The following is a 15,927-nucleotide window of genomic DNA, read 5'->3' as shown; positions in this document are numbered from 1 at the left end:
CTCGCGCCATTAAACAGCTTGTGGTGTATGTCTGCAGATGTAAACACCCCTATAGTCCCCTCAAGGGGACAGTTTCGGGTAAAACTTAACATCCTCCTAAAGCAAAGTATAGCTTGACGGATTCACACCCTAACAGCTGCATTATCAGCTTTCACCCGGTTTTCCGCCAACAGCCGCTTGGCGGCATCCGAGGCAACCACCAATCCGCCGGCCATCATGATTATATCTTTAAGCACCAGCCGACCTGCACCCGACAGGTAAGGGAATCCGTGGTCCGGGCCGCCCAGGTCCGGCACGTATACTTCGGGGGTGGTGATGAGGAAGGAAAGCGTTACGATGGACATGCCGAAGGTCAGAAGGCCGCCTAACAGGCCCAGTTTGGCGTTGAAAATACCCAGCAGCGTAACGGTGCCGATGGCGATGATGACAGCGCCCAGGGCGTAAGAGAAGGCGTAGGTGTTATTTTCCTGGTGCCAGGCGATGTTTTCGGGTACCACCTCCCCTTCCCTGTTTTTATACTTGGTATACTCCGGCGCCTCCTTGCTGTAGAAAAAGCTCATGAACGGGCTGTTGGCCACAAAGGGTACGATGCCATCCGCCTCGTACTGAAAGGCCTTCAGCCCCCCAATCCAGGCCATGACAATAAAAATGGAGATGCGAATGAAATGAATAAAGTAGCGCTGTGCGTCAGCTAATTGAACAAGCAGGTTTTGTGTGAGTTCTTTCATGTTGCAAACCTACTTTATACTTTGTCCCGGCAACATGGACATATTTTTCTATCTCATGGACAAATCTGCCACCACCGAGATACCCACCTTCTCCCGGAACAGCGTGGGCGACACGCCTGTATGCTTTTTAAAGAAGCGGCTGAAATAATGCTCGTCGTCGAAGTTCAGGACCACGGCCACCTCCTTTATACTTTTGTGCGTAAGGTGCAGCTGCTTTTTGGCCTCCAGCACCACCCTGTCCTGCAACAGTTGCGAGGGCGACTTGCCAAAGTATAACCGGCACTTACGGGAGAAAGCGCCCGGCGAAAGCGCCATTTCCTGGGCGTAGAAGGTGATGGTTCGCTCGGTGAGAAAGTGCTGCTCCAGCAGCTCCCTGAACTTCTCCATCGGGTTTGGGGCGACGGCGGCATCGAGCTGTTGCTGCCGCTTCACCCGGCTGGCGATGGCCAGGATGAGTTGCAGATAAGTTCGCAGCACCGGCTCGGAGTAGGCCTCGTTCTTTTCAATCTCCCCCCGCAGCTTGTCTAATACCTGGTGCAGCTCGTTGTCTTTTAAGTTAATGAAGGGCCGGCTGTAGAGGTTATTGAACAGCAGTCCGTTGCAGGCCACTTCGTTTTTATGGTACTCGATGCAGTAAAAATCGCCGTGAAAGGTGAGCTGCTCCACCTCTACATCTGATGTGCTGCTGATGCTCAGGTGCTGATAAGGTGAGGTAAACAGGGCTATCTTCCCCTCAAACGTATACTCCGTAAAATCCAGGCTAAGCTGGCCACTGCCCTCCAGCAGCAGGATGTTGTAAAACTCGGAGGTGGCGGGCTGGCAAAAAGCGCTGCAACGGAGCTGCTGCAGCCGGAACAAATCAGGAGGTGCTATCATGCGGGTGATTCGGTGATAGATGAAGGTTTGGCAGAAGTATAAACCGCTAACAAAGCAAATCGCCGTCTGGTTTGCAACCCGAAACCCTTCTTACGAAAGCGCCTGCGGCGCGGGACCTTCCGCCGGCTTTGATTTATCCTCCGGCAAGGGCACGTACTCCAGGTTATCGGAAGGCGGCAACAGGATGCGACCCTCCTTCCAATCGGCTTTTGCCTGCTCGATGCGGTCTTTTCTAGACGAGACGAAATTCCACCAGATGTAGCGCTCGCCCAGCGGCTCACCTCCCAGCAGCATCAGCGTCGTGTGTTCTTTGGCCCGTATCACCGGACTTGCCTCCTTGTTAAAGACCAGCATCTGCCCCACGGTATAGGTTCGGCCGGCTATTTCTATACTTCCCTTGGCCACGTAGATACCGCGCTCCGCATGCTCCCTGGGCAGTCCGAATTTGGCGCCGGGCTCCAGCACCACGTGCAGGTAAAACATGGGCGAATGGGTTTTCACATGACTCTGCAGCCCGTAGGCATGCCCGGCAATCAGGCGCATCCACACGCCCGTATCGGTAAACACCGGAAGCTGCTCTGGTTTATAGTTGGTAAAGGCAGGCGCCGATTCCTCGTCCTTTTCCGGCAGGGCCACCCAGGTCTGAATCATCTCCAGCTCACCGCCGGCCAGCGTGGCGGGGTCCTCAAAGCGCTCGGAGTGGGCAATGCCGCTGCCGGCCGTCATCCAGTTCACCTCGCCCGGCCGAATCACCTGCTCCACGCCCAGGCTGTCGCGGTGCGTTACCTGGCCGCCAAAAAGGTAGCTGACCGTGGAGAGGCCGATGTGCGGATGCGGCAGCACGTCCATGTTGTGCATCAGCTCCGGCTGCACATCCACCGGCCCGGCGTGGTCCATGAAGATGAAGGGCCCCACCATGCGGCGCAGGCGGAACGGCAAGATGCGGCGCACGCTCATGCCGGGAGCGATGGCGGCTTTTCGGGCTTCTATAACGATGTCGAGCATAGTGGTCTGATACGTTTTAGGGGTGGTGGATTAAAGCTACAAAACAATTTCACCTCCTGTTTGCTTTTAAAGAATGAAAAGGTCTGGCAGAAAGTAAAGTTAAAAGACAGCGCACAGGTAGCTATTGTTTTATACTTCTGCTCAGATTTTATAGTTTGCACCAGTTCCCTTGTAAAACCCAAGTATAGATATCGTATGGAAATCGGCATCACCACCTTCGTTGAAAATACCCCGGACCCCACAAACGGCAACCTGTTAAGTCCACAGGAAAGACTCAGTAACCTGTTAGAGGAAATTGAGCTGGCCGACCAGCTGGGCCTGGACGTATTTGGCATCGGCGAGCACCACCGCTCCGATTACCTGGTTTCCTCGCCGGCCGTGGTGTTGGCTGCCGCCGCTGTCCGCACCAAGAACATCAAACTTTCCAGTGCGGTTACGGTACTTAGCTCCGACGACCCGGTGCGGGTGTTCCAGGATTTTGCCCACGTAGACCTGCTTTCCAAAGGTCGCGCCGAGATTATGGCTGGCCGCGGTTCCTTTATCGAGTCTTTTCCGCTGTTTGGCTACGACCTGAAGGATTACGACACCCTTTTCACCGAGAAGCTGGAGCTGCTGCTGGAGCTCAACAAGCACGAACACGTGACCTGGGAAGGCAAACACCGCCTGTCCATCAAAAACCGGGGCGTTTACCCCAGACCTTACGGGCCAGAGCTGCCCATCTGGATTGCCGTGGGCGGCACGCCGGCCTCCGTGGTGCGAGCGGCAAGCCTAGGTTTGCCCATGGCGCTGGCCATCATCGGCGGCATGCCCGACCGCTTTGTGCCTTTCACCGACCTCTACAAGGAAACCTATAAAAAGGCAGGCCACGACCCGGCCAAGTTTCAGCTGGCCATCAACTCGCACGGCTATATTTCGGAAGATTCCCAGAAGGCGGCAGATGAATTTTACGGGCCTTATGCCCAGGTAATGAGCAAGCTGGGGCGCGAGCGGGGCTGGTCGCCGATGAGCCGGGAGCATTATGAAATGATGCGCCAGCCGCAGGGCTCGCTGCTGGTGGGCAGTCCGCAGCAGGTCATCGATAAGATTCTGTATGAGTACGAGCTTTTCGGCAACACCCGTTTCCTGCTGCAATTCAGCGTGGGCACGCTGCCGCACAAGAAAATGCTGCACGCCATCGAGCTGCTGGGCACGGTGGTAGCGCCGGCCGTAAAAAAGGCGGTGGCAAAGCAACAGAGCTCAGATGGGAAACAGCAGTAGATTTTAAGCGGGAAGCGGTTTCTATTCCTGAAGGGGCTGACGCAAATACCCTGAACTTCTGAAGGAGAAAACAGTATTTTTCCTGTGATAAATTTAAGCTGCGGCTTATCTTTGCCCCTTTCCTATTTCAGAAAAACCGATGCTAATACCTAACCAGTTCATCAGGCTCGAATTCAATCCCACTACCGACACCCTCTTTGTAGAGTGGCCCAATATACATGACTACACGCTTTATGAGCTGCGCTTTATCTTAGCAGAGTTGATTAACACCGTCAGGAACTACGACATTAAGAAGCTTTTGGCAGACTCCAGAAAGTCTACCGTTACGCTGCCTGAGCAGGAATACAGCGTCATTGTAGACCAGTTTGCCAAAGACCTGAGTTCGACGCGCCTTCAGAAGCTTGCCAGGCTTACGACCGGCCAGGGTTACCGCGAGAAAGCAGCCGAAAAGGCAGCCGATGAGGTAAAAGATGCTTTTTCCGTACGCAGCTTTTATACCATGGAAGAAGCGCTTGCCTGGTTGAACGCCTGAGCCTGCTTAAAGTATACTTTTGCAGCATTATCCGCAAAGTATAAACCTTATCCTATCCCATATCTTTTTCAGATTCAGCCTTTTGAGCGGCCCGGAGCCAAGTGCAATAAGGAACTATCCCCTTGAGGACAAGTGAGAACGGGAGTTCGAAACTTGCGAGCAGCGCTCAATAGGGGTAGTTACACCTGCTTGCACCCCCGTTTTGCGCACCCAAGGGGCCTGCTCCGTAGCTTTACACCCCTGTTGAGCGATGCTCGCAACTCTAAAGCTCTCACTTTAGGTTGTCCTCAAGGGGACAATTCTACAGAATCTCGGCTTTTTCCAGAAAAGCTTTGGGGCATAATAAGGGTTTAAGCCCGTAACCTCCCCTGCCAAATCCTATCTGGAGATGGGAAAGCTTATGCCTTTGCAGTACCTTTGTCTTTAGTTAATGCATGCATTTCAGATTTATTGCCCCTCGTTATACATGAGCTTTTTAGACGTTACCGGTATCTCTGTAGAGGAGGTAGGTAAAACCATCCTTAAGAACATCAGCTTCACCCAGGAGGAATTCCGCAAGGTAGCCATTGCCGGGGAAACGGGCGCTGGCAAAAGCACCCTGCTCAAAGTGATTGCCGGACTGGTGGAACCTTCTGCCGGCACCATTTTTTTTGAGGGCAAACGTGTGATTGGCCCGGCGGATAAACTCGTGCCCGGTCATCCTGGAATTGCCTACCTCTCACAGCACTTTGAGCTGCCGCACTCGCTGCGCGTGGAGCAGGTGCTCAAGTATGCGAATGCCCTTTCGGGCGAGGGGGCAGACTTTTTGTACGAGATTTGCCGTGTAGACCACCTGCTGTCCCGCCGGACGAACCAGCTCTCGGGCGGGGAGCGCCAGCGCATCGCCCTGGCCCGCCTGCTCAGCACCGCCCCGCGCCTGCTACTGCTCGATGAGCCTTTCTCCAACCTCGACACCGCCCATAAAAGTATACTTAAGGAGGTGCTCCGCGACATCAGCGAAGCGCTTGATATCACCTGCACCCTCATCTCCCACGACCCGCACGACACCCTCTCCTGGGCCGACGAGCTGGTGGTGTTGAAAGATGGGGAGCTGCAGCAACAGGGCACACCCGAGCAGGTGTACCGACAGCCGGCAAACGAGTACACGGCTGCGCTTTTCGGGGGCTACAACCTTTTAAGCGACGAGGGTACCAGTGCCTTTGCGACATTATACAACCTGAATCCGGAAGGCAAAAGCCTGCTGGTGCGGCCTGAAAGGCTAAAGCTTACTACTGAAGGTAACAAGGCGCTGTCAGGTGAAGTAAACAGTATACATTTCTTTGGCAGTTTCTATGAGGTGGAGGTACAATTGCCCCATGATGTGGTCAAAGCCAAAGTATGGGAGAACGGCTTCCGTGCCGGCGATGCCGTGCAAGTATCGCTGGAGCCGGAGTCGGTGTGGTTTGTTTAACGTATAGCACCAGATGCAAGCTAATAACCCGGGGCCCACGCCCAAACGCCTCTTCGACTGTGTTAGTTACCAACTCGAGCACTTCCCGCTGCCGGACATGCTGTGCGCCAAGGAAAACGGCGTCTGGCGCACGTACAGCACCGAGCAGGTGCGCGACATGGCCAACCAAATCAGCGCAGCCCTGCTGGGCATGGGCCTCTCCAGCGGCGACGGCTCCCCCGAGGGACGGGACAAGGTAGCCATCCTCAGCCAGAACTGCCCCGAGTGGATGATAGTGGACCTGGGCATTCAGCAGACAGGGGCCGTGTCGGTGCCCGTGTACCCGAACATCAACCACAGCGAGCTCAAATTTATACTTAGCGACTCTGGTGCTAAAGTAGTTTTTGTAGGAGATGCGGCGCTCTATGAGAAGCTGCAGGAAATTACCCATGCCCTGCCCGACCTGCAGGAGATTTATACTTTCAAGCCGGTACCCCACGCCAAAAGCTGGACCGAATTACTTTCGCCCCTCACGCCGGAGGCGGAGCAAGAGGTAAACAAGCGCCGCGAGGCCATTGGCGAGGAAGAACTGGCGACCATACTTTATACTTCCGGTACCACCGGGGTGCCGAAGGGCGTAATGCTTTCGCACCGCAATATTGTGAGCAACGTGTTCGGCAGCGCCAAGATTATCGAGGAGATTGGGGTACGCGGCAAACGCGCGCTCAGCTTCCTGCCCCTCAACCACGCCTTCGAGCGCATGGCCACCTACTGCTACTTCTACTGCGGGGTGTCCATTTACTATGCTGAGGGGATGGAGAAAATTGGCGAGAACCTGCGGGAGGTAAAACCCACGCTTTTCACCACGGTGCCGCGCGTACTGGAGAAAGTATACGAAACCATCCTGGCCAAAGGCAACGCCCTCACCGGCACCAAGAAAAAGCTGTTTTTCTGGGCTCTAGGCCTGGCCGAGCGCTTTGAGATAAACCAGCCGCAACCTATAAATTACCGTCTGCAACTGGCCCTGGCCGACAAGCTCATCTTCAGTAAATGGCGACAGGCGCTGGGCGGCGAGGTGAAAGCCATCATCACCGGAGCGGCCGCCTGCCAGGTGCGTTTGCTCAAGGTGTTCACCGCAGCCGGCGTTGTGATTCAGGAAGGGTACGGGCTGACCGAGGCCTCCCCTATCATCAGCGGTAACCGCTATCCGGAAAAGAACCGCATGTTTGGCACCGTAGGCCCGCTCTTGGAAGGTGTGGAAGTAAAGATTGCCGAGGACGGAGAGATTCTCTGCAAAGGCCCCAACGTGATGCTGGGCTACTACAAACGCCCTGACCTGACAGCAGAAGTAATCTCGGGCGAGTGGCTGCACACCGGCGACATCGGCACCATGGTAGACGGCAAATTTCTGAAGATTACAGACCGCAAGAAGGAGCTCTTTAAAACCAGCGGCGGCAAGTACGTCGCGCCACAGCCCATTGAGAACAAGATGGTGGAGAGCCACTGGATTGAGCAGATCATGGTGGTGGGTGACTTGCAAAAGTATGTGGGGGCGCTGGTTGTGCCTGCTTTTCATGCCCTGAAGGAATGGTACGCCAAGCAAGGCCTGCCCTACCCCGGCGACGATGCCGCTGCCCAGGACAAGCAGGTGCGCACGCTCATCAAGGAAGCCATCAACCACTACAACCAGTTTTTCAACCCCGTGGAGCAGGTGAAGCGCTTCGAGCTCCTCCCGCACCACTGGACGATCAGCAACGGCGAACTCACCCCAACCCTCAAACTGAAACGGAAGGTGATTATGCAGAAGTATGAGGGTTTGATTGGGGCTATGTATAAGTAGGGATTGGCTTGCAAAGCCTTGTCTTAAACTTCGGCTATGCTTTATACTTTAGCTATTCATTTAAAAGTATAGCTGTTCCGGACATCCATGTCCGGAACCACTGCTGCGGACTTCCAAGTCCGCGTTTCTGCAGTGCCGGGTCCAACCACCCCTAACCCCTCCTTAGCCAAGGAGGGGAATTTTTTAAACGATTACACCCCTGTAGTCCCCTCAAGGGGACAGTTTTGATTACCACTTCTTCTGTTCTCTCTTTTAAGTGCTACCCTAGACTATTTGACAAATACCTGTAAAACTGTAAAAGCAGGATTGTCCCCTTGAGGGGACTACAGGGGTGTAAGGCCAGGAGTAAAAGTTTTCGCTAAAAGTAAACACCCCTATGGTCCCCTCAAGGGGACAGTTTCTGCAGAACTGAATAGCCAAAGTCCCTCTCTTTAATGGGGCAGGGGGATGTTAATCGTCTGTAGATAATTCCCCTCTTGGTAGGGGCTGGGGGTGTATAGAAACACGTCGCAAGCTGCCCGCGCAATAGCCTCAACTATAAACTTATACTTCAGCCTCAGTAATCATAGGCTCCCCTCCTTGGCTAAGGAGGGGCAAGGGGTGGTTGGACCCGGCACTGCCAAACTCCCTCCCCTGTTCTTAGGGGAGGGCCGGGGTGGGGTAAGTTCTACTCCACCCACAAACTAGCCGCGCCCAGCAGCGCAGCCTCTTCGCCAAGTATAGCCGTTTTAATTGGAATCAAACTGTTTTCCTGCGCCAGTCCCTGCTGCAGGGCGGGCTCAAAAAGGGCGTAGGCCTTGCTGATATTGCCGCCTAGCACCAGCACCTCCGGCGTCGCCTCTTGGATAAAGGGCACCAGAAACTTGGCCAGGTTCTCGCCAAACTCACGGAAAATCGCCCCCACCACCGGCTCCTGCGGCAGGCTGTCCACCATCGCCTTTACATGGGGCAGCTGTTTTCCTGTTAGCTCAGTATAGCGCTTCACAAACCACCTCGAGCTCAGGTACTCCTCGGCTATACTTTCCCCGAAGGGTGTTTTCCACAGATCGGCGTCCTCGGCCAGCCCATTTTTATACCTGGCGGTGCCCAGCCCGGTTCCCAGCGTCATGCCGATGGCTCTGCCATAACCTTGTGCGGCTCCTCCAAACACCTCTCCCTGCAGAAAGCAGGCGGCGTCGTTCAAGGTCCGGATAGCTGATTTGTTGAGGCCGAGTTTGTCGGCTACCAGGGCAATCACATCCACGCCATACAGCTCGTCATACTTGCCCTGCCCCTGCATCAGCGCAATGCCATTGGCGTAGTCGAATGGCCCTGGCATGGCGATGCCGATTTGCCGTACCGGCTTATTACTTTTAGTCATAGCCGCCTGCATCGCCCCTGCCCAGGCTGTCGTGATTTCTTCTACAGAGCCAGCGGCGTTAATATGCTCCCGCACCTGAGACTGGGGCAGCAGCACTCTCGATTTCATATCCACAGTAGCCGCCGTAATATGGGTGCCACCAATGTCAACTCCTAATACAAAAGGGTTCATAAATTAATGTTACGCAATGCCAGTTATGAGGCGCCGAAATAACTAATACTTTCCTGGAAATAAAAAGGCGGAAGTATAATTCACAGGTGTACCATGCCACCTCTACCATATTTATCAAAATATCTTTTCCTGCCACAACACAGGGCGTTTTATAACTTTTCAAATAAACCTAAGTAACGACTCACTTTCTGAATTTTCTTCAAAATACTTCCTCCAGTTCCTGCCTTACCATGATGCTCTCCGGAGCAACTTCTGAGGCAGGCTATGACAAAGCCAAACAAACGATTTAAATCATTAAAATTCATCAACTGACAGTCGTTTTTATTGATGTTTCTTAAATTAAATTCATAACCTTTGAAAAATTAATAATCCTCAAAACTTGCATAGTAAATACTTTAATTATAATTTATGAATTCTCTCTCCCTTAAAACCAAGTATGACTAATAGATTTCGTGAAATGACCCAGCAAAATAACCTTCCCCAAGGATTGTACAGATCCGAGTTTGAGCACGATGCCTGTGGTGTTGGATGTGTGGTAAACCTGGATGGTAAGAAATCGCACAGCGTTGTAAAAGATGCGCTGACGATGCTCACCAACATGGAACACCGCGGCGCCACAGGCAGCGACCCCGAAACCGGCGATGGTGCCGGCATCCTGGTGCAACTCCCGCATAGCTTTTTTAAGATGCAATTGCGTGAGTTTGCCATAAAACTGCCGCAGGAAGGCAGCTATGGCGTCGGGATGATCTTCTTCCCCACCGTCTACGAGGTCAGGGATAAGTGCAGGCAGGTCATGAACCAGTGCATCCGGCAATTGGGTTTTAGCTTGCTGGGCTACCGCCTGGTGCCGGTAAACCCGCGCGTACCCGGCCACGAAGCCAAAGCGGTGGAGCCCTACATCGAGCAGGTGTTTGTGCAGCCCACCGATGCAAGTATAAAAGAGGCAGAGCTGGAGCGCAAGCTATTTGTCTTGCGCAGCCTCATCACCCACGAAATCAACAAAACGGTCAGCGGAGAGAACGGCACCTTCTATATGCCTAGCTTCTCCTCACGCACCATTATCTATAAAGGGCAACTGAAAACCGACCAGGTAGAGGCCTATTACCACGACCTGCGTCACCCGGAGTTCAAATCGGCCCTGGCGCTCATCCATTCCCGTTTCTCGACCAACACTTTCCCGAACTGGAAGCTGGCGCAGCCTTTCCGCTTTATCGCGCACAACGGCGAGATCAACACCATCCGGGGCAACGTGACGAAGATGAAGTCGAAGGAGGCGCTGATGTCCTCGCCGCTCTTTACCGAAGAGGAACTCAAGTGGCTCCTGCCTATCACCAACCCGGCCAACTCCGACTCGGCTAACCTCGACGCGATGGTAGAGCTGCTCACGTTGGCGGGGCGCCCACTCCCCCACGTGATGATGATGCTGGTGCCCGAGGCCTGGCAGGACAACCCGTTCATGGATCCTTACCGGAAGGCATTCTATAAATACCACGCAGCGCTGATGGAGCCGTGGGATGGTCCCGCTGCACTGTTCTTCACCGATGGAAAGCAGATAGGCGCCACCCTCGACCGCAATGGCCTGCGCCCCGCCCGATTCTGCATCACCAAGCAAGGCCGATTGGTCATGGCCTCTGAAGCGGGTGCGCTGCCGGTGAACCCGAAGGATGTGGTACGCCGTGGCCGCCTGCAGCCCGGCAAGATGCTGCTTGCTGACCTGGAGGAGAACAGGATTTACGAGGACGAGGAGATCAAGCAGCTGGTTTGCAACGACAAGCCATACTTTGAGTGGATACAGCAGAACCGCATCAAGCTGCACCAGCGGCCGGAGCCCGCTTTCTGCCTCAACACGGTATCGCCGGAGGAGCTGCGGCAGAAGCAGAAAGCCTATGGCTATACTTCCGAGGACCTCAAGCTCATCATCCAGCCCATGGCCACGACCGGCAAGGAGCCCCTGGGAAGTATGGGTTCTGATACGCCCCTGGCGGTGCTTTCGCGGCAGAGCCAGCATGTGGCCAACTACTTTAAGCAGCACTTTGCGCAGGTGAGCAACCCGCCCATCGACCCGATCCGGGAGCGGCTGGTAATGTCGCTGTTTACCCGCCTGGGCGAGTCACTCAACGTGCTGGACGAGACCCCGGCCCACACGCGTCAGATCCATATCTCGCACCCGGTGCTCAGCCATGGCGACTTTAACAAACTCATCAACCTCAAATCCGAGGGGTTTGACAATCATACTATCAACGCCACCTTCTGCACCAAAGAGAAAGGTGCGCTGCAGAAGGCGCTGGACGAAATTTGCGCGGCGGCAGAGGCAGCCGTTGGCAAGGGCAAAAAGATTCTGATCATCTCGAACCGGGCGGTGGAAGCCAACCGCGCCGCCATCCCGTCGCTGCTGGCGGTGGGCGCTATCCACCACCACCTGGTAGAAAAGCGTATTCGCACTAAAGCCGGTTTGGTGGTAGAGGCAGGCGATGCCTGGGAGACCCATCATTTTGCCACCATCATTGGCTACGGAGCCAGCTGCGTGTACCCGTATATGGTGTACGACACCATTCAGCACCTGCTCGAACAGGAGAAACTGGACACCGCTAAGCCTTTCTCTTATTATGCCGAGCAGTACATCCAGGCGGTAGGAAACGGTTTGCTAAAGATCCTCTCCAAGATGGGCATCAGCACCTTGCAAGCCTACCAGAGTGCGCAGATTTTCGAGTGCATTGGTTTTGGGCAGGAAGTGATACAGAAGTGCTTCAAAGGGACGGTTAGCCGGCTGGAGGGCCTCAACTTTGAGGACCTGGAGCAGGAAGCGCTCACCAAACACTGGTCTGCCTTTGCCAGCGAGGACAAACTGCTGGAGACAGGCGGCTTCTTCCAGTGGCGCAGACGCGGCGAAGAGCATTTGCTGCGCCCCGAGGTAATCCACCTGCTGCAAAAATCCACACGCCTGGGCGATTACCGCCTCTATAAAGAGTACGCCAAACTCCTGCGCGAGCACCAGCAGTCGGCCATTACCCTTCGCCACCTGTTCGAGTTCCGCAAGCGGCAATCGGTGCCTCTGGAAGAAGTAGAACCGGTGGAAAGTATACTCAAGCGCTTTGCTACCGGCGCTATGTCCTTCGGTTCCCTGTCGCATGAGGCGCACAGCACGTTAGCCATTGCCATGAACCGCATCGGCGGCAAAAGCAACAGCGGTGAGGGCGGCGAAGACGAGGCGCGTTATATTTTAAAAGAAAATGGTGACTCCGAACGCTCTGCCATCAAGCAGGTAGCCTCCGGCCGCTTCGGCGTGACGAGCCACTACCTGGCCAATGCCGATGAGATCCAGATAAAGATTGCGCAGGGCGCCAAGCCTGGCGAGGGCGGTCAGCTGCCGGGCCACAAGGTAGACAAGTGGATTGCCCGCGTGCGCCACTCCACTCCGGGCGTAGGTTTGATTTCTCCCCCGCCGCACCATGACATCTATTCCATTGAGGACCTGAAGCAGCTGATTTACGACCTGAAGAATGCCAACCCCAATGCCCGCATCAACGTGAAGCTGGTGGCCGAGGCGGGCGTGGGCACGATTGCTGCCGGCGTGGCCAAAGCGAAGGCCGACGCGATTATGATTTCCGGTGCCGACGGTGGCACAGGCGCCAGTCCGCTTAGCTCGATTCGCCATACGGGCTTGCCCTGGGAGATGGGCCTGGCCGAAGCGCACCAGACGCTGGTAAAAAACAACCTGCGCAGCCGCGTGGTGCTGCAGACAGACGGCAAGCTGATGACGGGTTTTGACCTGGCGGTGGCTACCCTGCTGGGCGCCGAAGAGTATGGCGTGGCCACGGCCGCCCTGATTGTGGAAGGCTGCATCATGATGCGCAAATGCCACCTGAACACCTGCCCGGTCGGGATTGCCACCCAAAACCCGGAACTGCGCCAGCTCTTTACCGGCGAGCCGGAGCACGTAGTGAACCTGTTCCGCTTCATGGCCCAGGAACTGCGCGAAATTATGGCCTCGCTCGGCTTCAGAAGTATAAACGAGATGGTGGGCCAGCCGCAAGTGCTCAAAGTACGCAACGACCTCAACCACTGGAAGCTCAAGAACCTCAGCTTCGACCCGATTCTGCACCAGGAGGTAGCGCCGAACAGCGTGGGCATTTACCACCAGATTCACCAGGACCACGACATTGAAAACGTACTGGACAAGAAGCTCATCCGGGACTTTAAGAAGGACGGCCAAGTGCCTTACGAGTACCGCATCATCAACGTAGACCGCTCGGTAGGCGCGATGCTCTCCTATGAAGTCTCCACCAAGTATGGCAAGGATGGCCTACCGGAGGATAGCTTCAACGCCACCTTCCACGGCTCTGCGGGCCAAACTTTCGGAGGCTTCCTGGCGCCCGGTCTTACCTTCCGCCTGGTAGGCGAAGCAAACGACTACCTGGGCAAAGGCCTCTCAGGCGGTAAACTCATCCTGCAACCTTTCAAAGACTCCACCTATGTGGCGCACGAGAACATCATCACAGGCAACGTGGCCTTGTATGGGGCTACCTCGGGCAAAGTCTACATCAACGGGATGGCCGGCGAGCGCTTCTGCGTGCGTAATTCGGGTGTAGAGGCGGTGGTAGAGGGCATCGGCGACCACGGCTGCGAGTACATGACCGGTGGCAAGGTGCTTATACTTGGCGCGGTGGGCCGCAACTTTGCCGCCGGCATGAGCGGAGGCACGGCCTTCGTCTACGACCCGGCCAACGCCTTCCCCGACCAGTGCAACCTAAGTATGATAGAGCTGGAGCAGCCCGACGCCACCGACCTGGCCTGGATAGAGCAGAAGCTCCAAGAACACGCCGCCTATACCGACAGCGCGCTGGCCAAGGATATGCTCAAAGGCTGGCATGTGCATCAGAAGTTCTTCCAGAAAGTGATGCCGCACGACCTGAAGAAGGCCCTGCAGAAAAGTGAAAGTGAAACAGTTAAAGCGATTGCCTAATGGGAAAGACAGACGGATTCCTGCTATATACCCGCGAGCTGCCGCAAGCCCGCGACCCTAAAGAAAGAATCAACGACTCAAACGAGATTTATACTTCCTTTCCGGAAGAAAAGACCCGCCAGCAGGCCAGCCGCTGCATGGACTGCGGCGTGCCATTCTGCCATAGCGGCTGCCCGTTGGGCAACCAGATTCCGGACTTTAACGACGCCGTGTACGAGGGCGAGTGGGAGCGCGCGGCGCAGATTCTGTACAGCACCAACAACTTCCCTGATTTTACGGGTCGCATCTGCCCTGCCCCCTGCGAGTCGAGTTGCGTGCTGTCTATTAACAAGCCGGCCGTAGCCATCGAGCACATCGAGAAAAGTATAGCCGAGAAGTCGTTTGAGCTGGGGCTGGTAAAACCACAGCCGCCCCTGCGCCGCACCGGCAAAAAAGTAGCCGTTGTGGGTTCGGGCCCCGCCGGATTGGCCGCGGCAGCGCAGCTTAACCAGGCCGGCCACGAGGTGCACGTGTATGATAAGGATGATAAGGCTGGCGGCCTGCTGCGCTACGGTATTCCGGACTTTAAACTGGAGAAGTGGGTGATTGACCGCCGTTTAGACATCCTGAAAGAAGAAGGCATACATTTTCATTTAGGCGTAGCGATTGGCAAGGATATCACACTCAAGAAACTGCACCGCAAGTATGACGCCGTGCTCATGGCCATCGGCTCGAGCAAACCGCGCGTGCTCGACATCCCGGGCAACCACCTGAAGGGCATTCACTTTGCCATGGACTACCTCACGCTGCACAACCGCCGGGTGGCCGGCGAAAGTATAGCGCCTGAGGAAGACCTGCTGGCGACCGACAAGCATGTGCTGGTGATCGGCGGCGGCGACACAGGCTCCGACTGCGTAGGTACCGCTAACCGGCAGTTTGCCAATTCCATCAGCCAGCTGCAGTACCGCACCATGCCGTCCACGGCGCGCGCGCCGCAAAATCCCTGGCCGGAGTGGCCCATGACGTATACTTCCTCCAGCTCGCACGAAGAGGGCTGTGAGCGCAGTTGGGGTTGGCTGACGAAGGAGTTTATTGCCGACGAGAACGGCCATGTAAAAGGGCTGAAGGTGGTAGAGCTGGAGTGGAAGAACAGTTACGAGTATACCGAAAAGCCGGAAAGCGAGAAAATCCTGCCCTGCGACCTGGCGCTGATTGCCATCGGCTACGAACGCCCGCTGCTCGAGAGCTTTAAGGCCAGCTTCGGGTTCGAGACAGACAATCGCGGTAACTTTAAACTGCAGAACTGGCAAACGAGTGTTCCGGGCATCTTTGCCGCCGGCGATGCTTACCGCGGCCAGTCGCTCGTAGTATGGGCCATCTCCGACGGCCGCGAAGCCGCCCGCGCCATCGACACCTACCTGATGGGCAAATCAGACCTTCCTTCTAAAGAAGTATCGAAGCTGGTGCTGGAGGGGTAGGCTGTTCATTGCGTCGGTGGGGACAGGTTGTGACTTGCCTCCACTGACGCAATGAAATCTATACTTCAGCCAAGGCATTTACAAGTTCCCCTCCTTGGCTAAGGAGGGGTTAGGGGTGGTTGGACCCGGTACTGCAGAAATCCTGCTTATCCCTAAATCCTGCAAATCCTGATTCAGATAATTGCAGGTGCACGATTGGACAGGTCCCGACCTGTCCCTACACATGTACCTTCCATGCCGCAAGTTTAGCGACAACGCAACTTGTGGCTCACGTTGATGCCAGTTTGTAACTGGCACTGCACAAACCTA

The 15,927-nt window shown here is 55.4% G+C and carries 10 protein-coding genes; 6 read left to right on the top strand and 4 right to left on the bottom strand.

The genetic code is table 11. The features are described from left to right. Positions 1–122: 122 nt before the first annotated feature. From rclC to C8N40_RS06360, 3 genes are all read right to left on the bottom strand, one after another. Positions 123–728, bottom strand: a complete 606-nt coding sequence (rclC, locus tag C8N40_RS06370) for a reactive chlorine resistance membrane protein RclC (protein ID WP_108210936.1) — start codon at positions 726–728, stop codon at positions 123–125. 48 nt (positions 729–776) lie between these two features. Further along, positions 777–1,604 carry a helix-turn-helix domain-containing protein gene (locus C8N40_RS06365; protein ID WP_108210935.1) on the bottom strand — a complete coding sequence of 276 codons (828 nt, stop codon included), beginning with the start codon at positions 1,602–1,604 and terminating at the stop codon, positions 777–779. A 90-nt stretch (positions 1,605–1,694) separates the two neighbouring features. Next, positions 1,695–2,609: a pirin family protein gene (locus C8N40_RS06360; protein WP_108210934.1), complete on the bottom strand. Its 915-nt coding sequence runs from the start codon at positions 2,607–2,609 to the stop codon at positions 1,695–1,697. A gap of 195 nt (positions 2,610–2,804) precedes the next feature. On the opposite strand from C8N40_RS06360, the gene C8N40_RS06355 reads away from it, so the two are divergent. The 4 genes from C8N40_RS06355 (at position 2,805) to C8N40_RS06340 (ending at position 7,667) form a co-directional block, all read left to right on the top strand. Next, positions 2,805–3,866 carry an LLM class flavin-dependent oxidoreductase gene (locus C8N40_RS06355; RefSeq protein WP_108210933.1) on the top strand — a complete coding sequence of 354 codons (1,062 nt, stop codon included), beginning with the start codon at positions 2,805–2,807 and terminating at the stop codon, positions 3,864–3,866. Between the two features lie 139 nt (positions 3,867–4,005). Next, entirely contained in the window at positions 4,006–4,398 is a 393-nt protein-coding gene (locus C8N40_RS06350) for a hypothetical protein (RefSeq protein WP_108210932.1), read from the top strand. A gap of 466 nt (positions 4,399–4,864) precedes the next feature. After that, on the top strand, positions 4,865–5,848 hold the full coding sequence (locus C8N40_RS06345) for an ABC transporter ATP-binding protein (protein WP_108210931.1): 984 nt from the start codon (positions 4,865–4,867) through the stop codon (positions 5,846–5,848). Positions 5,849–5,861: 13 nt separating this feature from the next. After that, positions 5,862–7,667, top strand: coding sequence for an AMP-dependent synthetase/ligase (locus tag C8N40_RS06340; protein WP_108210930.1), 1,806 nt, complete (start codon positions 5,862–5,864; stop codon positions 7,665–7,667). Positions 7,668–8,334: 667 nt separating this feature from the next. On the opposite strand, the gene C8N40_RS06335 is transcribed toward C8N40_RS06340, so the two are convergent. After that, positions 8,335–9,198, bottom strand: a complete 864-nt coding sequence (locus tag C8N40_RS06335; protein WP_108210929.1) for an ROK family protein — start codon at positions 9,196–9,198, stop codon at positions 8,335–8,337. A gap of 436 nt (positions 9,199–9,634) precedes the next feature. Between C8N40_RS06335 and gltB the strand changes: the two genes are divergently transcribed. Together gltB and C8N40_RS06325 are read left to right on the top strand one after the other, a co-directional pair. Then, positions 9,635–14,161: a glutamate synthase large subunit gene (gltB, locus tag C8N40_RS06330; protein WP_245905016.1), complete on the top strand. Its 4,527-nt coding sequence runs from the start codon at positions 9,635–9,637 to the stop codon at positions 14,159–14,161. After that, a complete protein-coding gene (locus C8N40_RS06325; protein ID WP_108210927.1) occupies positions 14,161–15,618 on the top strand; it encodes a glutamate synthase subunit beta in 1,458 nt (485 codons plus the stop codon). Before gltB ends, C8N40_RS06325 begins: the two co-directional genes overlap by 1 nt. Positions 15,619–15,927: the final 309 nt, after the last annotated feature.

Source organism: Pontibacter mucosus (genome assembly GCF_003054055.1).
Taxonomy (GTDB): Bacteria; Bacteroidota; Bacteroidia; order Cytophagales; family Hymenobacteraceae; genus Pontibacter; species Pontibacter mucosus.
Note: the sequence above shows the minus strand (reverse complement) of the source record. Positions and strands in the feature narration are given on the sequence as shown.